Source organism: Dokdonia sp. MED134 (assembly GCF_000152925.2).
Taxonomy (GTDB): domain Bacteria; phylum Bacteroidota; class Bacteroidia; order Flavobacteriales; family Flavobacteriaceae; genus Dokdonia.
In genome coordinates this window covers 584,750-608,681 of sequence record NZ_CP009301.1, presented here as the reverse complement: position 1 = coordinate 608,681, position 23,932 = coordinate 584,750, and the positions used below count along the sequence as shown (strand labels likewise).

Annotated in this window: 16 protein-coding genes and 3 tRNA genes; 18 read left to right on the top strand and 1 reads right to left on the bottom strand. The window is 40.1% G+C overall.

Annotation, left to right across the window (positions count from 1 at the left end):
• The first annotated feature begins 12 nt into the window (after positions 1 to 12).
• The 9 genes from MED134_RS02650 to MED134_RS02610 all read left to right on the top strand — a co-directional run bounded on the left by MED134_RS02650 (position 13) and on the right by MED134_RS02610 (position 8,211).
• A complete protein-coding gene (locus MED134_RS02650; protein WP_021778918.1) occupies positions 13 to 723 on the top strand; it encodes an OmpA family protein in 711 nt (236 codons plus the stop codon).
• Between the two features lie 85 nt (positions 724 to 808).
• Entirely contained in the window at positions 809 to 1,927 is a 1,119-nt protein-coding gene (locus MED134_RS02645) for an NAD(P)/FAD-dependent oxidoreductase (RefSeq protein WP_021778919.1), read from the top strand.
• The gene (locus MED134_RS02640; protein WP_021778920.1) at positions 1,927 to 2,634 is read left to right on the top strand and encodes a methyltransferase domain-containing protein; all 708 of its coding nucleotides are present in this window, start codon (positions 1,927 to 1,929) and stop codon (positions 2,632 to 2,634) included. Before MED134_RS02645 ends, MED134_RS02640 begins: the two co-directional genes overlap by 1 nt.
• Positions 2,631 to 3,683 carry a type III polyketide synthase gene (locus tag MED134_RS02635; RefSeq protein ID WP_021778921.1) on the top strand — a complete coding sequence of 351 codons (1,053 nt, stop codon included), beginning with the start codon at positions 2,631 to 2,633 and terminating at the stop codon, positions 3,681 to 3,683. The genes MED134_RS02640 and MED134_RS02635 overlap by 4 nt, the downstream gene beginning before the upstream one ends.
• 6 nt (positions 3,684 to 3,689) lie before the next feature.
• Entirely contained in the window at positions 3,690 to 4,481 is a 792-nt protein-coding gene (locus MED134_RS02630) for an SDR family oxidoreductase (protein ID WP_021778922.1), read from the top strand.
• Entirely contained in the window at positions 4,481 to 4,924 is a 444-nt protein-coding gene (locus MED134_RS02625; RefSeq protein ID WP_021778923.1) for a 3-hydroxyacyl-ACP dehydratase FabZ family protein, read from the top strand. The genes MED134_RS02630 and MED134_RS02625 overlap by 1 nt, the downstream gene beginning before the upstream one ends.
• Positions 4,914 to 6,194 carry a beta-ketoacyl-[acyl-carrier-protein] synthase family protein gene (locus tag MED134_RS02620; RefSeq protein WP_021778924.1) on the top strand — a complete coding sequence of 427 codons (1,281 nt, stop codon included), beginning with the start codon at positions 4,914 to 4,916 and terminating at the stop codon, positions 6,192 to 6,194. The genes MED134_RS02625 and MED134_RS02620 overlap by 11 nt, the downstream gene beginning before the upstream one ends.
• Positions 6,195 to 6,243: 49 nt before the next feature.
• Positions 6,244 to 6,489 (top strand): acyl carrier protein, encoded by a 246-nt coding sequence (locus MED134_RS02615; RefSeq protein WP_021778925.1) that lies wholly within the window; start codon positions 6,244 to 6,246, stop codon positions 6,487 to 6,489.
• A gap of 303 nt (positions 6,490 to 6,792) precedes the next feature.
• On the top strand, positions 6,793 to 8,211 hold the full coding sequence (locus MED134_RS02610; RefSeq protein ID WP_021778926.1) for a helix-turn-helix domain-containing protein: 1,419 nt from the start codon (positions 6,793 to 6,795) through the stop codon (positions 8,209 to 8,211).
• Here MED134_RS02610 and MED134_RS02605 read toward each other — a convergent pair whose 3' ends face one another.
• The gene (locus MED134_RS02605) at positions 8,212 to 8,976 is read right to left on the bottom strand and encodes a hypothetical protein (RefSeq protein WP_021778927.1); all 765 of its coding nucleotides are present in this window, start codon (positions 8,974 to 8,976) and stop codon (positions 8,212 to 8,214) included.
• Positions 8,977 to 9,177: 201 nt separating this feature from the next.
• Between MED134_RS02605 and MED134_RS02600 the strand changes: the two genes are divergently transcribed.
• From MED134_RS02600 to MED134_RS15365, 9 genes are all read left to right on the top strand, one after another.
• Positions 9,178 to 11,034 (top strand): DNA topoisomerase IV subunit B, encoded by a 1,857-nt coding sequence (locus MED134_RS02600; protein WP_021778928.1) that lies wholly within the window; start codon positions 9,178 to 9,180, stop codon positions 11,032 to 11,034.
• A 36-nt stretch (positions 11,035 to 11,070) separates the two neighbouring features.
• Positions 11,071 to 13,752 carry a DNA gyrase/topoisomerase IV subunit A gene (locus tag MED134_RS02595; RefSeq protein ID WP_021778929.1) on the top strand — a complete coding sequence of 894 codons (2,682 nt, stop codon included), beginning with the start codon at positions 11,071 to 11,073 and terminating at the stop codon, positions 13,750 to 13,752.
• A 110-nt stretch (positions 13,753 to 13,862) separates the two neighbouring features.
• Positions 13,863 to 15,626 (top strand): T9SS type B sorting domain-containing protein, encoded by a 1,764-nt coding sequence (locus MED134_RS02590; protein WP_021778930.1) that lies wholly within the window; start codon positions 13,863 to 13,865, stop codon positions 15,624 to 15,626.
• A 201-nt stretch (positions 15,627 to 15,827) separates the two neighbouring features.
• Positions 15,828 to 15,916: transfer RNA gene (locus tag MED134_RS02585), tRNA-Ser, on the top strand.
• Between the two features lie 69 nt (positions 15,917 to 15,985).
• Positions 15,986 to 16,060 (top strand) — tRNA-Pro (locus MED134_RS02580).
• Between the two features lie 14 nt (positions 16,061 to 16,074).
• A tRNA-Arg gene (locus MED134_RS02575) sits at positions 16,075 to 16,148 on the top strand.
• A gap of 304 nt (positions 16,149 to 16,452) precedes the next feature.
• Positions 16,453 to 21,402, top strand: coding sequence for a choice-of-anchor L domain-containing protein (locus MED134_RS02570; RefSeq protein ID WP_038596933.1), 4,950 nt, complete (start codon positions 16,453 to 16,455; stop codon positions 21,400 to 21,402).
• A 59-nt stretch (positions 21,403 to 21,461) separates the two neighbouring features.
• Positions 21,462 to 21,689, top strand: a complete 228-nt coding sequence (locus tag MED134_RS15370; protein ID WP_038596930.1) for a hypothetical protein — start codon at positions 21,462 to 21,464, stop codon at positions 21,687 to 21,689.
• A complete protein-coding gene (locus MED134_RS15365) occupies positions 21,686 to 23,863 on the top strand; it encodes a T9SS type B sorting domain-containing protein (protein ID WP_038596928.1) in 2,178 nt (725 codons plus the stop codon). The genes MED134_RS15370 and MED134_RS15365 overlap by 4 nt, the downstream gene beginning before the upstream one ends.
• Positions 23,864 to 23,932 lie beyond the last annotated feature (69 nt).

Genomic DNA, 23,932 nt, shown 5'->3' with positions numbered 1-23,932 from the left:
AAAATCATAAAAATGAAAAATATATTAAGAAATATAACGGTGGTAGCACTTGGTGCTGCAATGCTTACAGGTTTTACTAGCTGTGAAGCGACAAAAAATGCAAATAATAAACAAAAAGGTGCCGTAATAGGTGCTACTGGAGGAGCCATACTAGGAGCCATTATAGGTAACAACGCTGGTAGCGGTGGTAATGGAGAACTAGGTGCAGTGATAGGTGGTGTAGTAGGCGGTGGTGCTGGTGTTCTTATAGGAAATAAAATGGATAAGCAGGCACAACAGATAGAGCAAGAAATACCAGGTGCAAGTGTAGAGCGTGTAGATGATGGTATAGTCGTAACATTTGATGAGAACTCTGGTGTGTATTTTGATACAGCCAAGTATAACATTAACGCAAATAGCCAGACTATGCTCAATAAACTGTCTAATATTATGAAAGAATACAACCAGACTAATGTTATTGTAGCAGGCCATACAGATAGTGTAGGATCTGATGCGAGCAACCTCACATTATCTCAAAACAGAGCAAACGCAGTTACAAATTATATGATAGGTACAGGGCTCTCTGCAGGGCGTTTTACGACTGTATGGTATGGAGAGGCACAACCAGCAGCTAGTAATGATACAGCTGAGGGGAGAGCTCAAAACAGAAGAGTGCAACTTGCAATAGTGCCTAATGAGCAAATGAAAGAAGATGCAATAAATCAGGCTAACGGAGGTAATTAAGAACTAGCCTCAACAGAATTCATAAAATCCTTAAAACTTCAGTTTTAAGGATTTTTTATTGTCTCGCGGTTCGTAACTTCACAATGTGAGACAAGATTATGACATCATTATTGTAGGAGGTGGCCTTGCGGGACTAACCGCAGCTCTCCATTTATCCCAATCTGCTCACAGCATTCTTCTTATAGAAAAAAATGAGTACCCAAAACATAAAGTATGCGGTGAATATGTCTCAAATGAGGTTTTACCGTATCTCAAACGTTTAGGTGTAGATCCCATCGCTCACGGAGCAAAGGTAATTACAAAATTTGCTTTCTCAGGTTTAAGCGGTGAGGCGCTTCATATAGATTTGCCACTAGGCGGTTTTGGTATAAGCAGGTATGCGCTAGATTATATGATGTACAATAAGCTTATTGAAAAAGGCGTCACCGTTGAGAGAGCAAGCGTTTTGGACATCACGTATTGTGATGAGATGTTTGAAGTAGCCATCACAGATAAAAGCTATAGAACCCCACACGTAATAGGAGCCTACGGAAAGCGGAGTACGCTAGATATTACGCTTTCGCGAAAATTTATTTCCACCCGTTCTCCTTGGCTCGGTGTGAAGGCACATTATCAAGCAGATTTTCCAGAAGATCAAGTTGCCTTGCATAACTTTAAAGGCGGGTATTGTGGTCTATCTAAAGTAGAGACAGATGCTGTAAATGTTTGTTATCTGGCAGATGTTGCATCATTTAAAAAATATAAAGATTTAGATATCTATCGAGTTGAAGTATTAGAAAAGAATAAAGAGCTTAAGTCATTTTTCGCGAAAGCGAAACCCTTGTTTAACAAACCACTCACCATAAGTCAGATATCCTTTCAAAACAAGCAGACTGTGGAGAATCACATACTTATGGTAGGTGATAGTGCAGGTCTTATTCATCCATTATGTGGTAATGGTATGGCGATGGCGATACATAGTGCTAAGATTGTTAGTGAGTGTTTATTAGAGTATCTGTCATATCCAAAAAGTAGAATGCTTCTAGAGCAAAATTATACCAAGCAGTGGAAGGCTGCATTTACAACCAGAATGCGCAACGGTGCTATCATACAGCGAGGCTTGCAAAGCGATACTATCACTAAAGTAGGTGTGAGAGTTTTACAGCAATCACCTAGATTACTCACTAAGATTATAACATCTACTCACGGCAAAAACCTCTTATAATGAATTTTAATAAACGTAGTACTGCTCCAGAATTAATGGATGACCCAGAGTTGCCAGAAGCAGACCTACGTCTTGCTCTCAAAGATCTAGCTGTGGTAAACAAATACTTAGGTGGTAACCAGATTACAATCAATGCGCTTGAGGATATGATTACCTCACAACCCGATAAAAAACATTGGAGAGTGATAGATGTAGGTTGTGGAGATGGAGAGGTTTTAAGACAGATTGCAAGACATTTTGAAAACCTAGATTATAAGATAGATTTTATAGGGCTTGATATAAATGAGAAGAGCATTGCCAGAGCAAGAAAGAAGTCAGAAGGTATCTCACATCTCGCGTTTAGTACTCAAAATATACTTACGCTAGACGCTGCTACAGCAGGGTGCGATATTATTTTATGCACCTTGACAATGCACCACTTTACAGACCAGCAAATCTGTACCTTTATTAAAACCTTTGTGCAGCTTGCAAGTACAGGAGTGATTATAAATGATTTGCAGCGCAGTAAGATTGCATATCGTTTGTTTCAGCTTTTTAGCGGTATATTTATGAAAAGTAAGATTGCTAAGTATGATGGTAAGGTGAGTATAGCTAGAGCCTTTAAAAAAGAAGAATTAGAAACCTATTCAAAACAACTCGCACTAGATAGTTATTCCATACATTGGAAATGGGCATTTAGATACTTGTGGGTTATAAAAACAATATGAGCGTAAAAATCACAACGGTAGCAAAGCAGTTGCCACAATACTCTCGCACCACAGAGGAAATCTTGCCTTTTTTAGACATATGGCTAGACGGGCAAGAAGATCGCTTTAAGAGGAAGGTAAAAAAGATTTTTGGCAATGCCGCTGTAGATAAGCGCTACAGTATTATGGCACCAGAGGAGGTATTTACTGCTACCAGTTTTCAAGAAAAAAACGATATCTACACGAGAGAGGTTGTAAAGCTAGGAGAGCAAGTGCTCTCAAAAGCACTTGATAAAGCTGCGTGGGAAGGGCAATCGCTAGATTTTATAATAACAGTGAGCTGTACAGGTATTATGATACCGTCACTAGATGCCTATTTAATAAATGCTTTAAATTTAAGACAAGACATTGTACGCCTTCCAGTAACAGAGATGGGATGTGCAGCTGGTGTAAGTGGTACCATTTATGCAAATGAGTTTCTCAAGGCAAATCCTGGCAAGAGAGCCGCGGTGATTGCTATAGAGAGTCCTACGGCTACCTTTCAGCACGATGATTACTCTATGGTAAATGTGGTGAGCGCGGCAATTTTTGGTGATGGAGCTGCCTGCGTTTTATTATCGAGTAGAGAAGAAGATAAGGGACCAGAGATAGTAGATACCGCAATGTATCACTTTTACAATGCCCAAGAGATGATGGGTTTTAAGCTGGTAAATACAGGTTTACAAATGATATTAGACCAGCAAGTACCACAACAAATAGCAGATAAGTTTCCAGATATTATACATCCGTTTCTTGCACAAAATGGATTTAGTATAGAAGATGTAAATCACCTTATATTTCATCCAGGAGGCCGTAAAATTGTCGAGACGGTAGAAAACCTTTTTGGTAAACTAGGTAAAAATATAGATGATACAAAAGAGGTTCTAAAGTTGTATGGTAATATGAGTAGCGCCACTGTTTTGTATGTTTTAGAACGTTTTCTAGACCGACAGTGTGCTCCGGGGGATCTAGGGATAATGTTGAGTTTTGGTCCAGGTTTTTCGGCACAACGCGTACTTTTAAAATGGTAATAAGAGATGAGTCAAAGCTATAAAAATAAATATGCTGTTATACTGGGTGGAAGTGCTGGATTAGGCCTTGCCACGGCAAAGAAGCTTGCCCACGAAGGTATGAATATTATTATCATACACAGGTCAAGACGTAGCGTGGTCGCAGCTTTTGAAGATGCTGTGCGGGAGATGGAGGTCTCTGGCTGTGAGATTATATCTTATAACACAGATGCACTTAATCCTAAGAAAAGGCAAGAGACTGTAGATGATATTTTAGCAAAACTTGGTAAAGGTGTCATTAAATTAATCTTACATAGTATTGCACGCGGTAACCTAAAGCCGTTGTATGATGCAGAAGGCGGAAATATACTTTCTAATGAAGATTTCAAGGGCACGCTGGATGCAATGGCAGTGAGTTATTATGATTGGGTTTCCGCTTTCGCGAAAGCGGAATTATTTACCCCATCTGCAAGAGCCATTGCGTTTACGAGTGAGGGTAGTAGTCGTGCGTGGCCACAATATGCAGCAGTTGCGGCGGCAAAAGCTGCCCTAGAGAGTATCTCTCGCGGAATCGCCCTTGAGTTTGCACCGCTGGGTATAACGTCCAACTGCATACAAGCCGGCGTTACAGATACCGAAAGTTTACGCCTCATACCGGGTAGTGATAAGATGAAAGAAATGGCGGTTAAGAGAAATCCATACCAACGACTTACACTTCCTAATGATGTGGCAAATGCAGTGTATCTTTTAACAAGAGACGAAGCCTCGTGGATTAACGGTACAACAATACCAGTAGATGGTGGTGAACACATAAGATAATGAGCGGAGAAGAAATCATTGCAGCACTACCATATGGCGAGCCCTTTTTATTTGTAGACACTATAGATATGGTGACAAAAGAGGAGATACACGGTAGTTATACCTTTAAACCTGAGGCTTTTTTTTACAAAGGCCATTTTAAAGATTTACCTGTTACTCCTGGAGTTATTCTTACAGAGTGTATGGCACAAATAGGTCTTGTAAGTTTAGGTATTTTTAAAATGCAAGATAAGCATCTATCTCAATTACAAGTAGCTTTTACAAACGCACAAACAGAGTTTTTAAAACCTGTATTACCAGGAGAACGAGTTGTAGTAAAAGCTGTACAAAAATATTTTAGATTTAATAAATTAAAGTGTACCGTAAAGTTATATGATAAAGGAGGTGATATATGCGCTCAAGGTGAGCTAGCAGGAATTTTTAGCACAAAAGATGAAGCATAGAGTAGTGATTACAGGTATGGGTGTTTGTGCTCCTAACGGAATAGGATTAGCACAATTTTCAGATGCTATATTTTCGGGTAAAAGTGGTGTTACTTTTCATCAACAGCTAGCAGATTTGAATTTTGGCTGTCAGATTGCGGGACAGCCCGATGTTACTCCTGAGCTTTTAAAAAAATACTTTACTCCCTTGCAGTTACGTGATTTACAAAGTTCAGGTATTGAGTATGGTATGATAGCAGGTGTAGACGCTTGGAAAGATGCTGGTCTCACTATTATGGATAAGGATGCTGTAGACTATGATAGTGGGATAATATTTGGCGTTTCGCTACTGGGTGCAGAAAAATTTAGAAGCGCTATTTACCAAACTGATGAGGGTAAAGTGCGCCGCTTAGGAAGCACTACAGTAATCCAAACAATGGCAAGCGGCATAAGCGCCTACTTAGGTGGTTACATAGGTTGTGGTAATCAAGTTACAACAAATAGTAGTGCCTGTACTACAGGTCTTGAGAGTGTCTTAATGGGATATGAGCGCGTGCGCAATGGTGATGCGGTGCGTATGCTAGTAGGGAGCTGTAATGACAGTGGTCCTTACATATGGGGTGGTTTTGATGCTATGCGTGTACTTACTAAAAAATATAATGAGAACCCTACGGCTGGCAGTAGGCCTATGCAAGAAGATGCAAATGGTTTTGTACCGGGGAGTGGGGCAGGAGCACTTGTGCTAGAATCTTTAGATAGTGCACTGTCACGGGGAGCTCGCATTTATGCAGAAGTATTAGGAGGAGCCGTAAATAGCGGCGGACAGCGTATGGGAGGCACAATGACAGCACCTAACAGTGAAGCTGTGCAGCACTGTATACGTACTGCTGTAAGAAATAGTGATATAGGTAGTAGAGACATAGATACCATAAATGGTCACCTTACATCTACAGGAATGTGCCCTACAGAGATAAAAAATTGGAGTGAAGCGTTAGAGTTAAAGGGTAAAGATTTTCCTTATATTAATTCTCTCAAGAGTATGACTGGTCATTGCCTTGCTGCCGCTGGTAGCATTGAGACTGTGGCAACCATATTAGAACTTAAAAATAATAAGGTCTTTGGTAATATAAATACAGGTAATTTACATCCAGATATAAAGGGTATAATAGATGATAGCTGTGTGCCTAGTCATACCGTAAATAAAACAATTTCTATAGCGGCTAAGGCTAGTTTTGGCTTTGGAGATGTAAATTGCTGTATGATATTTAAAAAAATTTACAGCTTAAAATAAATTTGATAGTAACCTGACGAGTAAAAAATCTCATCGCACATTTAAAGATATGAACGCAAAGCATTACGACGAGTTAAAAAACATTATTAAAATCTATCTTCCAGAAGATGTCTCTGTAGATGATATTAAACCTACCAGTCATCTCACTCAAGAGCTTAATATAAATTCTGCAAATCTGGTAGACATCGTATTAGATGTAGAAGATCATTTTGATATTACCATAGAGGACGATGAGATAGAAAAGATGGAAACAGTAAAATCTGCTATAGAAATTATAGAAGCAAAGGTTTTATAAGACTTTTTGTAGTAAAATAAGTTATTCAAAAAGCTCCAGATAGGGGGCTTTTTTATTTGTAGTACATTTCTTTATTAAAAATAACGCATTTTTATTCCGAAGTATATTTACTTTATTTTTTGTGTTAACCGATAAAAACTTACTTTTTAATAGATTGATTTCTAGTATTTTAAGTTTAGTGTAGTTTGGGGTTAATATAATTTGTAATTTTAGTCTGTAAGTAAACTTTTATCGGTGCATACTTATAATCAATGATTTATACGATGTTTTTGTACCTTACAGACATCAATCAAACGAACACTTATGAAATCATCACTCATTGTATTATTACTTTTTCTAAGTATCCCGCTAGTCGCTTTTTCAAATCCTACGATAGACCCAGACGAAAATGCTACACAAGAAACTCAAGAAGGACTTTATATTGATACAGCAAGTGCGCTAGAGCGTGAGGCCATTTTGTATACCAAAAATGGGCAAGAAGATAAGGCGGTAGCATCTCTCGAAGCCTATATTGTAAAAACTGGTGATTTTTCTATTTTAGAAAATAGCGCATATGAAGTTCTAAAACGAAACAACGGCTTTATTGAATTAAAGGATAAGTACTTAGTTAAGTTTAGTATGGGTACTTTTTTCTATTTGTATGTAGGGTTGATAGGTATATTTATTGCCCTCATTCTAAATGCGAGAAAAAAGCAAGATAAAATGGCAAATGGTCTTATAAGTCTCTTTGTCTTTATGCACTCTTTTTTCTTAATACACGTAGCACTTTATTTATCTAATTATGTGTATTATGAGCCGCACACATTATCGATGTCTGCGCCGTTTTCATTTTTGTATGGTCCTGTACTTTACTTTTACTTTAAGCGAATTACAAAAAATTATGAGTTTAAAAAGACAGATGCGCTGCATTTAATACCTACGGTTATATTTTTAATACTGCTTATCCCAGTCTTTGCAATTTCTGCCGAGGGAAAATTAGAGATTATGCTTGGTGAAGGCTCTTACTCTACACTGCCGTATTTAGTGCCGGCTACTATATGTAAAGTAATATCTCTTGTAGTCTACGGATTTTTTACTATCAAACTCTATCTCAATAATAAGCAAGCAGCAAACGTTGAGATAAAGCAATTGCGTTTACGTCGTAACATAGTTGTTGTGCATAGCGTGTATGCAGTGTTTTATGCCCTTTATGCATTTATATTAATACAGTATAGTTTTGGAAGTGATTTGTTGCATATTCAACTCTTAGCAATGACAGGCCTTGTATTATATGTGGGGTATGTGGCTTACTCAAATCCACAGGCGCTTATAGGGACTACGGTTGTTAAAGTAAAAAAGGCGGTAAACAAATATCAAAACTCTGGTCTCACACCGAGTTTCTCAAACGAACTCAAAGAGCAACTTGTCAAGCTGCTAGAAGAAGACAAACTGTATAGACAAAGTACTCTCAAACTGGAGTATGTTGCAGAGCGACTAGGTACAACACGTCACAATGCTTCACAGGTAATAAATGAGCATTTTGGCCTTAACTTCTTTGAACTTATAAATAAATATAGAGTAGAAGAGGCTATGGAACGTTTAAAAAACAACCCAGAAAACCTTAATATCATAGACATAGCCTATGAGGTAGGCTATAATAACAAAGTGACTTTTAATAAGTCATTTAAAAGATTTTGTGATCTCACACCTACACAGTTTCTCAAGCTTGAAAATGTGAGCTGATCATTGTATTAAATAGTTGGAATATTCATAATCGGCTCTCAAGTAGAGTCGATTTTTTTGTGCGTCTGTGCGGTAGCTTTTACGCTTTCGCGAAAGCGTAAACCCTTTTTTATTAATCATTTCCTCATTAATTACCAGGCTATAATGATCTGAAGTTTGTACCCAGTACCCCAGCCAGTCTAATGTAGACTCTTCATAATAAAGATACCAAGTATCTGTGCCATCTTGAAAAGTCACTTTAAGCTCGTGCGCTGGTTTATCTTGAAACTCTGTAATACCTAAGTACGTTTTTGCCGAGCTATCTGTGTCTAGCGTGTAGGGAAGACCTAACACAAAAGTGGCGGCATATAATTTGTTTTGTAGAGCCTTCCTGCTTACAGATGTATCACGTGTACCATCCTTAAACTGCAGTATAGCAGTATCCTTCTGTATGAGTTTGTACGTGTGTAGGCTATCTTTCCAGGTAATGGATCTCATAGCACCATTTGTAAAATCATAGGTGTGTTTTTCGAGACGGTCTATTTTGGTAATACTGTCTTTATCGTAAAGTTTGAATGCTTTTTCAAAAGAGAGTGATTTTATACCCTCGTAGTTTTCCTTTCCTCCGCTGGAGTTCATTATTTTTTTTAATAACGAGTTTCCAGTTATTATTTCTGGTTGCACATTCTTATCATTGGTATTAAATATGATAATTAATGCTACTGCCACAGCTCCAGCAATAGCAATAAGTGCAAGTCTTCTTTGTAAACCTCTTAGTATGGCCATAAATATGATTTAACAAATGGTAAGATACAAATAGTGGCTGTTTGTGGTAGTAAAAAGTGGATGATCTAGGAGTGTTTCTTTTCGCGAAAGCGTATAAAATATAGCAATCAACAATAGCATTTTAAAATTGTTAATTACTTCTTTTTTTTGTGCTTACTTAACCCATCGCAAGTCCTTATATTAGCGACTCCACGACATTTTATGGCTCAAGAAACACAATACAACGAAGATAATATACGCTCCCTCGACTGGAAGGAGCATATCCGTATGCGTCCCGGGATGTATATAGGTAAACTAGGCGACGGCTCAAGTGCAGATGATGGTATCTATATCCTTGTAAAAGAGGTGCTTGATAACTGTATAGATGAATTTGTGATGGGTGCGGGTAAGACCATTGAGATTTCTATACAAGGCGAAAAAGTAATCGTACGCGATTACGGCCGTGGGATTCCGCTAGGAAAAGTGGTTGATGTGGTTTCAAAAATGAACACGGGTGGTAAGTATGACTCGCGTGCATTTAAGAAATCTGTAGGCCTCAACGGTGTAGGTACAAAGGCGGTAAATGCTCTTTCTAACTATTTTAGAGTAGAGTCTACAAGAGATGGTAAGTCTGCAAGTGCAGAGTTTGAGCGTGGAGAGCTTACAAATCAAGACTTACTAGATGAGACTTCTCGTAGGCGCGGGACTAAGGTTTCGTTTGTACCAGATAGTGAGATATTCAAGAACTTTAAGTTTCGCTCTGAGTATGTGGAGCGCCTTATAAAGAACTATGTATACCTTAATCCGGGTCTGACCATTGTTTTTAACGGTGAGAAGTTCTTTTCTGAAAATGGATTAAAAGATTTACTATCTGAGTCTATAGCAGAAGGGGATAGACTTTATGACATTATTCATCTTAAAGGTGAAGATATTGAGGTCGCAATCACACACAGTAAAACGCAGTACTCAGAAGAGTATCACTCTTTTGTAAACGGGCAGCATACCACTCAAGGAGGTACACATCAAGCGGCATTTAGAGAGAGTATCGTGCGTACTATACGAGAGTTTTATGGTAAAAACTATGAAGCTTCAGATATTAGAAAGTCCATTGTTTCCGCTATAAGTATTAAGGTGATGGAGCCTGTTTTTGAGTCGCAGACAAAGACCAAACTGGGTTCTACAGATATGGGAGGAGACTTACCTACGGTAAGAACCTACATAAATGATTTCTTAAAAACCGCCCTTGATAACTTCTTGCATAAAAATCCGCCAGTGGCAGATGCCTTGCAACGTAAGATTTTACAAGCAGAGCGTGAGCGTAAAGATCTCTCTGGAATAAGAAAACTTGCAAAGGAGAGAGCAAAAAAAGCGAGTTTACATAATAAGAAATTAAGAGATTGCCGTATACATCTTACAGATAGTAAGAAAGCCCGAAACCTAGAGACTACACTGTTTATCACAGAGGGAGACTCTGCTTCTGGATCTATAACAAAGTCACGAGATGTAAACACACAAGCGGTTTTTAGCCTTAAAGGGAAACCTCTCAATAGCTACGGTCTTTCTAAAAAGATTGTTTACGAAAACGAAGAGTTTAACCTATTACAAGCGGCACTTAATATAGAAGAGTCTATTGAAGATTTGCGCTATAACAACATTGTAATCGCTACCGATGCCGATGTAGATGGTATGCACATACGCCTGTTACTAATTACATTTTTTCTTCAGTTTTTTCCTGAAGTAATTAAGGAAGGACATCTGTATATACTAGAGACGCCACTTTTTAGGGTACGTAATAAGAAAGAAACCATATACTGCTACAGTGATCAAGAAAAGGCAGATGCGATGGCAAAGCTAGGCGCCAAGCCAGAGATAACACGATTTAAGGGGCTTGGTGAGATATCGCCAGATGAGTTTCAGTTTTTTATAGGAGAAGATATGAGACTTGCACCCGTGATGCTTGACAAAGCACTTATGATAGAGGAACTTCTTTCATTCTATATGGGTAAAAACACCCCAGATAGACAGAAGTTTATTATTGAAAATCTAAAGGTAGAACTAGATAGAGTAGTAGAGGAGTAAAAGAATAACGCTTTCGCGAAAGCGTAAACCATATCAATGAGCGAAGAAATAAACGACCATAACCAAGACGAAGAATTAAACTCAGATATGCTTTCATCTCAAACAGGAGAAGGAAGTGGGGAGACGATTACTCGTGTCTCAGGAATGTTTGAAGATTGGTTTTTAGACTATGCATCTTATGTAATACTTGAGCGTGCTGTACCTGCAATAGAGGATGGCTTTAAGCCTGTGCAGCGACGTATTATGCACGCACTTAAGGAGCTAGATGATGGCCGTTATAATAAAGTAGCAAATGTAGTAGGGCACACGATGCAGTATCACCCTCACGGTGATGCGAGTATAGGTGATGCAATGGTGCAAATAGGTCAGAAAGACCTACTTATTGATACACAGGGTAACTGGGGTAATATTTTAACCGGAGACCGCGCGGCGGCATCTAGATATATTGAGGCACGCCTTTCAAAATTTGCACTAGATGTTGTGTATAACCCAAAGATTACAGACTGGCAGGCCTCTTATGATGGGCGTAAAAAAGAGCCTATAAACTTACCAGTAATGTTTCCTTTATTACTCGCTCAAGGTGCAGAGGGAATTGCCGTAGGCTTAAGTACTAAGGTGATGCCTCACAACTTTATAGAGCTTATAGATGCTTCTATAAAACATCTCAAAGGAAAACGATTTACCATTTATCCAGATTTTCCTACCGCTGGTATTGCAGATTTTACAGACTATAAAGACGGTTTAAGAGGAGGGAAGATACGCTGTCGTGCTCGTATGAGCCAGCAGGATAAAAACACGCTAGTAATTACTGAGCTGCCCTTTGGACAGACTACTACATCGCTCATCGATTCTATTCTTAAAGCAAATGATAAGGGTAAAATCAAGATAAAAAAGATAGAAGATAATACCTCTGCAAATGTTGAGATACTTGTGCACTTGCCTAGTGGTATTTCTCCAGATAAAACCATAGATGCACTGTATGCATTTACAAATTGTGAGACATCTATATCACCACTAGGTTGTGTTATTGAAGATAACAAGCCACTTTTTGTGGGAGTGTCAGAAATGCTACGCAGGTCTACAGATCGTACAAAAGCACTTCTTAAGTCTGAGTTAGAAATCCAGCTTGGAGAGTTTGAAAACCAATGGCATTATGCTTCACTAGAACGTATTTTTATCGAGAATAGAATTTACCGTGATATTGAAGAGCAAGAGACTTGGGACGGTGTAATAGAAGCAATAGATAAAGGTTTAAAACCACACATAGGTCACTTAAAGCGCGCAGTGACTGTAGAAGATATCACACGTCTTACCGAGATACGTATTAAGCGTATTTCTAAGTTTGATATAGATAAAGCACAGCAGAAGATAGATGCACTTGAGGATCAAATAGCCCAAGTAAAACATCATCTGGATAATCTCACACAGTATGCGATAGATTATTTTACGCGTCTCAAAAAAGATTACGGAAAAGGAAAAGAACGTAAAACTGAGATCCGTGTTTTTGACGATATTCAAGCAGCTAAGGTTGTGCTCAGAAACACTAAACTTTATGTAAACAGGGCTGAAGGTTTTGTAGGTACTTCTCTTAAAAGGGATGAGTATGTTACAGATTGTTCAGACATAGATGATATTATTGTTTTTACAAAGTCTGGATCTATGATGGTGGTTAAGGTGGAGTCTAAAACCTTTATAGGTAAAGACATCATACACGTAGCTATCTTTAAGAAAAAAGATAAACGCACCACCTATAATATGATTTACAGAGCAGGTAGTGGACTACCTACTTATGTAAAACGTTTTAATGTTACCTCTGTCACGCGTAATAATGATTACCAGCTTGCTGGTGATAAAAAAGGAGCACAAGTACTCTATTTTAGCGCAAATCCAAATGGTGAGGCAGAGCTTGTTACCGTCTATTTAAGAGCTGTAGCCTCTGTAAAGAAACTTAGACTTGAGGTAGACTTTGCAGATGTACTCATAAAAGGGAGATCTTCAAAAGGAAATATTGTCTCAAAAAATGCTGTAAAATCTGTAGAGCTTAAGGAGAAAGGCCTTTCTACGCTCAAGCCTCGTAAAATATGGTTTGACGAGACTGTGCAAAGACTCAATCTTGATGAGCGAGGAGATCTTCTGGGAGAATTTAGACCAGATGACAGATTACTTATCATTAACCAGCACGGTAACGTGCGTACCATTATACCAGAGGTAACGCATCACTTTGATGATGATATGATTGTACTAGAGAAGTGGGTGCCTAAAAAGCCTATAACCGCAATTTATTGGGATGGAGAAAAGGAACGTTACTACGGTAAGCGTTTTTTAATAGATAGTCCAGATAAGGAAGAAACCTTTATTTCAGATCATAACAACAGCCAGCTAGAACTTGTATCTACAGACTGGAGACCTGTTGCAGAGATGGTTTTTTACAAGCAACGTGGTAAAGACCAGCGTGAGAATGAAACAGTGTCTATGGAAGATTTTATCGCTATTAAGGGTATTTCGGCAATGGGTAATACGTTCTTTACCGAAAAGCTAAAAGGCCTCAACTGGATAGATTCTCTACCTTATGAAGAAGTGCAAGAAGTACCTAAAACAGAGATAGAAGTAGTAGACGAGAAGGTTGTTAGTCCTTCAGGAGTCGCTACTGCACAGGGCACAAAGCCTAGTGATGATGAAAACGGGGATGACGGCGAAGGGCAAACTACCTTATTTTAATAGCACAGCATTTGAGTATTTTAAACTCAATATCCATTTTTAATCTTACGAAAACATAAATTAGTTTGCCGTATATTTGGTAGACTAGACCTATTTTATGTGGTAGTATTATGAAGCAGTTAAGACATTATATCAATTTAAAGATCCTTTCTTTAGTGGTATTTGTTCTTTTTTCCGCTTTCGCGAAAGCGTATACTACATATGACCCCTGCGCATTACTTACTTCACCCGTACAAGGAGCTACAGATGTAGGAGTAACCGAAACGATATTTTTTGAAGATATACCTGGTGCGGTGAGTTACTTTGTAGATCTAGGTACTACCCCTGGTGGCATAGACATTCTTAATAATTATAACGCAGGAAGCACCTCGCAGTTTACAGCCCCACAAGGATTTCCAGAGAGTACATTAATATATATTACTATAAGAGGTTTCTTTCCGAGCGGAAATACCGTGAGTTGTGATGCTCAATTTTTTACTACAGAAAATAATACGCTTCCACCAGGATGTACAGAAGTTGTTTCTCCCATAAATGGCGCGGTAGATGTATCTGTAAGCACAAGCATTTCGTGGTCTTATGCTCCACGAGCAACAGGTTATATTATAAACATAGGCACATCGCCAGGGGCCACAGATGTTATAAATGGGCAAGATGTGGGTAACACGCTTACGTTTGCGCCACCATTTGACTTAGAATCTGATACAACATATTATATTACCATAATACCTTATAATGAAAACGGGCAAGTTACTACCTGTACAGAAACTAGCTTTACTACAGAGGTCATAGCATCTGAGATACCGGAGTGCACGCAACTTTTTAGTCCTATAGATGGGGCAATAGAGGTTGCTCTTACACCACTGCTTGAGTGGTTTCCGGTAGATAATGTAGAAGGCTATTTGATAAAAATAGGCTCAACCCCAGACGGCGATGATGTACTAGCAAATACAAACATAGGGGTAACCACATCTACACCTGTAATAGACTTTGAGGAAGGCGTTACCTACTATGTAACCATCACACCCTTTAATGCAGCTGGGCAAGCTCAGAATTGCACGCAAACTAGTTTTACAACAACACTGGGCTGTGGACCGTATACAGACGGTATTACAGGTGAAATGGTCGATCTTAACCCTGTAATTAATCTTGAAGATTCTTATGAGATTTGTGAAGAACAGTCTCCCTTGCAGTTAAGTTATCCAGATCCTTATGAATCTATCTTTTGGTATGAGATTATAGAAGGGCAGCAACAACTTCTCTCATCAGATCCTAATATTACTATCACTCAGACAGGGACTTATTTGCTAGAAGTAAATGAAGAGGCGATGGTAGAGGCAGGTTTTGTAATCTGCACAGCCACGCATATGTTTGACGTGACAATATCTACAGCTCCTGTAATAAGTAATCTAGTTATTTCAAATCAAGGTGCAACGGCAAGTGTGCTTTTGGAGCTAGAGGAGGAAGGAAATTTTGAATTTGCTAGTGGTAATCCTGCAGGACCTTATCAATCTAGCCCATTATTGCAAAATATAAATCCATTAGATATACAAGTATACGTGAGAGATATAGGGGGCTGCGGTATGGATAGTAGAGTAATACGTCCAGATCCAGGTTTTCCAAAATATTTTACACCTAATGGTGACGGTATAAATGATACCTGGCAGGTAAGGGGAGTAGTAGTAAATGGAGAGACAGTTACTAGCATAGAGATTTATGACCGTTACGGTAAGCGATTAAAAACCATTTTGCCTTATGGTATTGGCTGGGATGGAACCTACCAGGGAAGACAGTTATTAGATAGTGGGTTTTGGTACAAAGCATATACAGCGTCTAACGTAATCTTTACGGGCTACTTTGCATTAAGACGACAATAGAATAGGTACGCTTTCGCGAAAAAATAAATTTATTTTATCATCAGTTAATTTAATTTATTATTGATTTTGAGAGCATTACCATTAGAGATTAATTTTTAAGGTAAAGTTTATACATTAATCCTCATTTTATTCTTGTTTTCTTGTATTTCTTGATGTACATTTGCATCCGCTTACAATAAGCAAGTTCATTTATTAGTGAAAGGAGAGGTGCCTGAGTGGCCGAAAGGAGCGGTTTGCTAAATCGTCGTAGGTGGAAACACTTACCCAGGGTTCGAATCCCTGTCTCTCCGCAAATTTCAAAAAAAGTCTATTTTATAGATTTTTTTTGATGTATGGGATTATGCACTTTGTGCAGGTCTCGGGGTATAGCGTAGCCCGGTTATCGCGCCTCGTTTGGGACGAGGAGGTCGCAAGTTCGAATCTTGCTACCCCGACATTTTGTTGATTAGGGCTCTTAGCTCAGCTGGATAGAGCACCTCCCTTCTAAGGAGGCGGTCGAAGGTTCGAATCCTTCAGGGCTCACAACATTCAAGAAACCACATCTTTTATAGATGTGGTTTTTTTGTTTAGCCTACTTCCATTTACATTTTCATATAAAGACCTTCCACCTCATAGAACATAAGCTACACAAATCAAAAAGATTGTGGCTTTAGTTTATAGCAAATGACCTCAAAATTGTAGGATTAATGTTAACAAGCTTGTTATATTACAAAGTGTTCGCACTCAGTGTTTGAGTGTGATTTTTCATATCTTTCGCTAGGTTTTATTTGAGTTAAAATAAAACTGGCATTTATGGTAAGAAATCTCCATTAAAACGACACCTATTATGAGATCATCTTTATTTCTAATACCTGTATTATTACTATCACTCTTTACTGTGCAAGTTAATGCGCAGGCAATAACAGTAGACGGAAGTGCAACAACCGTTGCAGATGTTGAAACTTTAATTACAGATATTCTTATAGGTAGTTCTAGTGAATGTGCAGAAATTAGTAATGTTTCAAAATCTACTGGCTTAGATCAAGGTGCCGGGGTAAATGGGATTGGTTCATTTGAGGCAAATGGAGCAGATTTCCCTTATGAAGCTGGGATAGTATTAGTCTCAGGTAATGTAAATAATGTACCAGGACCAGAAGTAGACGGGACACCTAGTGGTGGCGGCTGGGCAGGTGATCCAGATCTTGAAGCAAATACTACAGCTATAAATACTAATGATGCAAGTTTTATACAGTTTGATTTTACACCTTTTGTCGATGAGTTAAATTTTAACTTTATAATGGCCTCCGAAGAGTATAATCAAGGTTTCGAATGTTCATTTTCAGATGCATTTGCCTTTATTTTAACAGACTTAACGACAGGTGTAGTTCAAAATCTAGCTGTACTTCCTGGTACAAATACTCCAATTGAGGTAACTAATATTCATCCAGAAGTACCTGGAAACTGTCCTGCTATAAATGAGGAATATTTTGATCGTTATAATTTTCTACCATTTAATCCAGAAGCAAATTCTGCTATAAATTTCCGGGGACAAACGGTTTCATTAACGGCAGTAGGAACTGTAGTAGTGGGTAATCCGTATACTATAAAACTTGTAGTTGCAGATCAAGGTGACTCTATTAGAGATATCGCAGTTTTTTTAGAAGCTGGGAGTTTTAATTTAGGAGTTGATATAGGTGGTGATAGAATAGGTTCAGAATTTAATGCTGCTTGTGAAGGAGAGACACTTACGCTTGATGCTACATTTGATGGTGCGATAAGCTATGCTTGGGAGGTAGATAATGGTGGTGGATTTGTACCGCTACTAGACGGTGCAGGGATGCAAGTTACAACACCTATTATAGATGTTAATGTAGCTGGCGAATATAGAGTGTTAGTAGATGCAGGAACCGGATGCCTTGGTGAGGATACAGCTATCATAGAGTTTGCAGAGGCGATTTACAATGATCCTTTGGATTTAACTGTATGTGATGATCCATCTGGTGATGGTGTTGAAATTTTTAATTTAAATGATCAAACATCAGATATTTTAGGAACACAAGATCCTATGGTTGTAAGTGTTACCTATTACGAAAATCAGTCAGATGCAGAGATGAATATTAATCAGATTTCTAATCCTGATTCATATACAAATACATCCAGTTCTCAAGAGATATGGGTTCGTGTAGAAACAGATTTAAGTCCAGATTGTTTTGAGGTGGGCTCATTTATAATTTCAGTAAATAGTCAAACTATTGCAAATGATCCTGGAATTTTTATCGTTTGTGATGATGCATCAGATGGTAGTGATACAAACGGAGAGACTGTATTTGACTTATCATCGTTAAATAGTCTTATTCTTGACACTCAAGACCCAACTATGTTCAGCGTTTCTTATCACGAGACGGCTGTGGATGCAACAAACAATGCAATGCCATTACCATTTGCTTATACTAGTACGGATGATATGATATGGGTGCGAGTTGAAAATAATGGCGATGTAAATTGTTTCGCAATTAGAGAGATCACGCTTGATGTGGCAGAGCTTCCAGTACTTTTAAATAATCCAGTACTGTTATCGCAATGTGATACAGATCAAGATGGTTTTGCTTTTTTCAATCTCACAGAAGCACAGACCTTACTTAGTGCCGATTCAAATAATGAAACGTTTGTTTATTTTGATTCTGGAGGATCACCAATAGTCGACCCGACGGCATATTTTAATCAAACAGCAAACAACGAATCCATAAGCGTTTCTATTTCTACCATAAATGGATGTACACGTCAGGCTCAGATTGACCTTGAGGTAGATACTTCAGAGATACCCGATACTTTTCAATTAGAATATTTTGAGTGTGATACAGATAGTGATGGTCAGTCTGTATTTGATTTTTCTGATGCTACAGCACAAGTGCTAGCTTTATTTCCTGCTGGACAGATGCTTACAGTAAGCTATTACGAAACCCAGCAAGAAGCAGAAACAGAGACCAATCCTATAACGGCAACTATTGATGCCTATACAAATAACCTCACCTATACAGGTGCAAATGGACAGCAAGGCATCTGGGTACGTGTAGATGGCGATACTGCAAATGACTGTCGTGGTCTAGGGATACACGTATTGCTCAATGTGGAGGCTAACCCCACCTTCCTACCCAACATCTCTTCACTTGAAGAATGTTCACCTATCGCAAATGCTGCACAATTTGATCTTACCCAGAACGATGCCGAGATTACTGGCGGTGATCCTAATATTCTAGTTACTTATTATGAGAATGTAGGGAATTACACGGCTATGAATGCCATTGCTAACCCTACTGCTTTTTCAAACAGCAGCAACCCTCAGACCATTTACTACAGTCTGGAGGATGCTACTACAGGCTGTACTACGTTTGATTTTGTCAACCTGGCAATGAACTTTGAGATCATCGTAAACCAGAACCCTGTACTCACCACGCCTACCGAACTTCAAGTCTGTGATGATGATGGTGTGATAGATGGCCTTACCACGGTAGACCTCTCTTCAAAAGATATTGAGATCACGGGTGGTTTTGATGCAAACCTTACCATCACCTACCACCTAGACCAGGCTGGAGCCGATGCTGGTGATGCAAGTATTCCAGACAAAACAATGTTTACAATGACCACCAACCCTCAGATTGTAGTGGGTCGCGTGACCGATAATACCACAGCTTGCTACTCAACAGTAAATCTTAGTGTGCGCAGCTTCCCAGTGCCGGTACCCGTAACGCCTGCAGATTATGAGGAGTGTGATGATGATAACGACGGAGTTTTTGACTTCTTCGTGCTTTCCTCTAGAGACGCCGAAATCACCGGTGGTGACCCAACCCTTACCGTAGCCTATTACCTCACCCAGGCAGATGCAGATAATGCACCGGTGGGTCAGGAGCTCGATAATATGATGTATATCAACAATGAGCCTTTTGAGCAAATTGTGTATGCTCGTGTCTTTAACGATGCCGGTTGTTACAGCACTACACCGCTTACCCTGCGTGTGCTCAACACCCCAATGCCTAACCAAGATGCAACTCCATACGCACTGTGTGATGATGATACAGATGGGCTTCAAATATTTGATTTAAGTACGCAAGAAGCTAATATTCTAGGCGGCTTAGACGCTGCAACGCATACGGTGGAGTGGTTTTCTTCACTCGCTTCCGCGGAAGCTGGTACTCCTGCCATTGCAACTCCTACTGCTTATACGAGTAATACCGCTACCGTATATGCCCTAGTAACCGACACTGCACAGATGACCACTACAATGACCTTCTGTAGTAATATTGCTCCTTTAGAACTTATTGTAAACCCATTACCAACTCCTATCCAACCTGCCGAATACGAGCTCTGTGATGATATAGAAAGCGGTAGTGATACCGATGAGTTTGCAAACTTTGATTTACGTAGTCGTGACGATGAGATTACTGGTGGTAATGACGACTGGAGCGTGAGCTATCACCTCACCCAAGCAGATGCAGATGCCGGTACGCCAGCACTTGCAGATATGTATCAGAATGTGGTGATGGCAAACCAAACCATCTTTGTACGTGTAGAAGATATAGTAACGTCTTGTTATGAGACCATCACCTTAACCTTAGTGGTAAATCCATTACCATCACCTACCACCATAGCACCGGTAGAGGAGTGTGATACAATGGCAAATGATGGCGACCCAGATAATGATGGGGATGCTATTTTTGATCTTACAGGTCAAGTAACGACAGACATTATAAATGGCGAGGCCTTTGTGGGACTTAGTTTCCACGAGACAATTGCCGCTGCAGAGCTAGGTACACCTGCCATTGCAAACCCAGCAACCTACCAGACGCCATCAAGAACTATTTATGTAAGAGCTACAGATACAGACCCAGCTACCAGCACTGAGTGTTACCGTATCGTGGAGTTAGAACTTATCGTGCAACCTGCACCGGTAGTACCTACCACCATCCCAGACCTTACCGAGTGTGATGATGATGGGGATGGGCAAGCGCTGTTTGATCTTACACAAAACGATGCCGTGATCTACGGGACACAAACCCCTGCAGCTATAACTCTTACGTACCACGAGACGCTCGCCAGTGCAGAAGCTATGGTAGGCAGTGCGGCAGATATGCCTATTGCAGACCCTGTAAACTACCTTGCCAGTGCACCCGCTACCCAGCTGTGGGTACGTCTAGAAGACACCGCAACAGGTTGTACTGTTGTAGGTACTTTTAATCTAAACATCGCAATGATTCCTACCATCACCCCACCAGGACTTTTTGAAGCCTGTGATAGTGCGGGTGCCCTCGTAGGAACCGATGATGATGGGATTACCACTTTTGACCTTACCAGCCTTGATGCAGGTATTACCGGTGGCGACCCAACCCTTACCGTGACCTACTATGAGTCGCAAGCAGACCTCGATGCAGGTATTGCAAATGCTATTGCCACACCAGAGGCATATATCAATGATGGAACTAGTCCGCAGACGCTTTTTATCTTAGTCAGTAGTAGTGATGCAGGAATGTGTGGTGCAGAGACTACGGTAGACCTGCAGGTCAATCCGCTACCTGTTATTGGAGAACCTTTACCAGAAGCGATAGCTTGTGATGAAGACAATGATGGTTTTGGAGCCTTTGACTTGCAACAGTATAATGATGACTTATTAGCAACGCTTACAGATATCACCCTGCGTTTTTATGAAACCCTAGATAATGCCACGGCAGACACGGGAGCAGGGCAGATAGATATTACCGTTCCTTATAACAACATCACAGGGATGACCTCACTGTATGGGTAGCACAAGATACCAACCCTGCTACGGCAACGGCTTGTACTAAGATTTATGAATTTGAGCTTGTGGTATATCCTATCCCTGAGATTCCTGCGGCTCTTGAAACCCTTACCGAGTGTGATGATGATAATAACCTGATGGAAATTATAGACCTTACTCAAAACGAGGTTGCCATCATAGGGACACAAGATGCAACCACGCTTGTCATCACGTATCACAATACCCTGGTAGATGCAGAAACGGGTAACAACCCGATTATAGATCCCCAGCCAACTATAACGCAACACAGATGACACCACTTGAGGTAATCTGGGTACGTTTACAAGTAAATGATGGCAGTCCAAATATGTGTGCTGCAGTGAGCTCTTTTGAAATCTCTGTAGAAAGCCCACCTACGGCAAACCCAGCAAATGATGATCTAGACCTAATGGTTTGTGATGATGATGCAGATACCTTTAATGTATTTGACCTTACCGTTAATGAGGCAAGTCTTACCGGCGGTGATCCATTACTATCTGTGACCTATTATGCGAGCCTTGCAGACCAGATGAGTGATACGCCTATTGCAGACCCTACGGCTTATGCAAACATTCAGAACCCACAGACGATACAGGCAGTAGTCTCTAGCGCAGCAGGATGTACTGACCAGACTACTTTTGACATTGAGGTGTTACCTCTACCTACGCCTAACCCAATGCCAGATGCCGTGGAGGTGTGTGATGCCACGACAGATATTGATACTGATGGCGATGGGGTGATTGACGCTGGCTCTGGTTCGGATACCGATGGTTTTGAGAGCTTTGATCTTACGGGTGTGATTGCTCAGATAGGTGGAGGGGAGCCTGTAGATATCTTAGTGTATACAGATCTCGCTTTCGCGGAAGCGAACCCAGACGACCCAACGCTTGCAGTGGCAGATGTTACCAATTTTATAAACACCACATCTGGTAACCAAACGCTCTATGCACGTGTGGAACGTAATGTACCGGGCGACGATGACTTAGACAGCGACGGAAACTTATGTTATGTGATTGTGCCTTTTGAGGTGATTGTAAATCCGCTACCTGTTTTGGCAGAAGCGGGACCTATTGATTATACTTTCTGTGAAGAATTTGATGGAGATGATACAATGGGAAGTGTGGATCTTACGACACTGGCAGATGAGATAGGGATTCTTGCGGCGCCACAGGTAACGAGTGATTTTACGATAAGCTATCACCAGTTACTGGTCCAGGCAGAGGCAAACACTGCTGCACTAAGTTCGCCATACACGGTGGCAGATGGCGAGGAGCTTTTTGTGCGTATTGAAGATAACACCACAGGTTGTGTGAACTTTACAAGCATCATATTTACGGTAGAAAGTCGTCCAGAGGTATCTCCAGCAGATAATATGGTACAGTGTGCCGATGATCTTGGGATTAATGTTGCGCCTAACCAAGATGAGTCCACCTTTGATCTTACGCAGCAGAATGCTATGATTACCGGTGGTGTGACTGCAACCTCTGTAACCTACTACACCAGCCTTGCAGATGCAGAGGCGATGGTAAATGCCATAGACACGCCTAGTGCTTATGTGAATACGAGTAACCCACAGACTATTTATGCCAGAGCGGTTAATACAGATAGCAACTGTGAGAGTACGATGGTGGTAGACTTTGAGATATTTGTACAACCACTACCATATACAGACCTTAGCAATGAGGGTGGACAGATTTGTGTGGATGAGATTACGGGTGAAACTTTAGAACCATTTACGATAGATGGTACGGTAGAAGATCCTCAGATTGGGGTGATTTATAGCTATGCGTGGACGCTCGATGGTGCATTAATATCAGAAGATCCTGTGGTGACTGTAGATGCTGCAGGAACCTACCAAGTGCTGGTCACAGCTACGTATGTAGATGGTACGGAGTGTGATTACCTAGCAGAGGCGGTATATACGGCAGAGAGCGCGCCGGTGTTTGAGGCGATTGTAATAGAACCTTCTTTTAACAGTAGCGGATTATACACGGTAGAGGTGATAAACATCACGGGAGCAAATCCTAACTCTGAGTATGAGTTTGCACTAGATGATGGCCCGTTCCAGAGTAGTACGACTTTTACAAATGTGACTCCAGGGACGCACACTATTTTTGGAAGACTAGCAAGTGGTAACTGTTCGATCTCTGAGTTTGAGATAGGGATTATAGACTACCCACGTTTCTTTACACCTAACGCAGATGGCTTCCACGATACGTGGAATATCATAGGGCTAGGCGTGGATCCCAACCTGAATGCGAAGATTTTTATCTTTGATAGATACGGGAAGCTCTTAAAACAACTAAGCCCTACAAGCCCAGGATGGGACGGTACCTTTAACGGACAACCGATGCCGAGTAACGATTACTGGTTTAGAGTAGAGTTTACAGAGGTAGATGACCTAGGGACACAGAGAACGGTTAATGGTCACTTTACATTGAAGAGATAGGTAACCATAACGTTCTAGAATAAAAAAACTCCCTACAGCTCTGTAGGGAGTTTTTTTATGGGGTTGTAC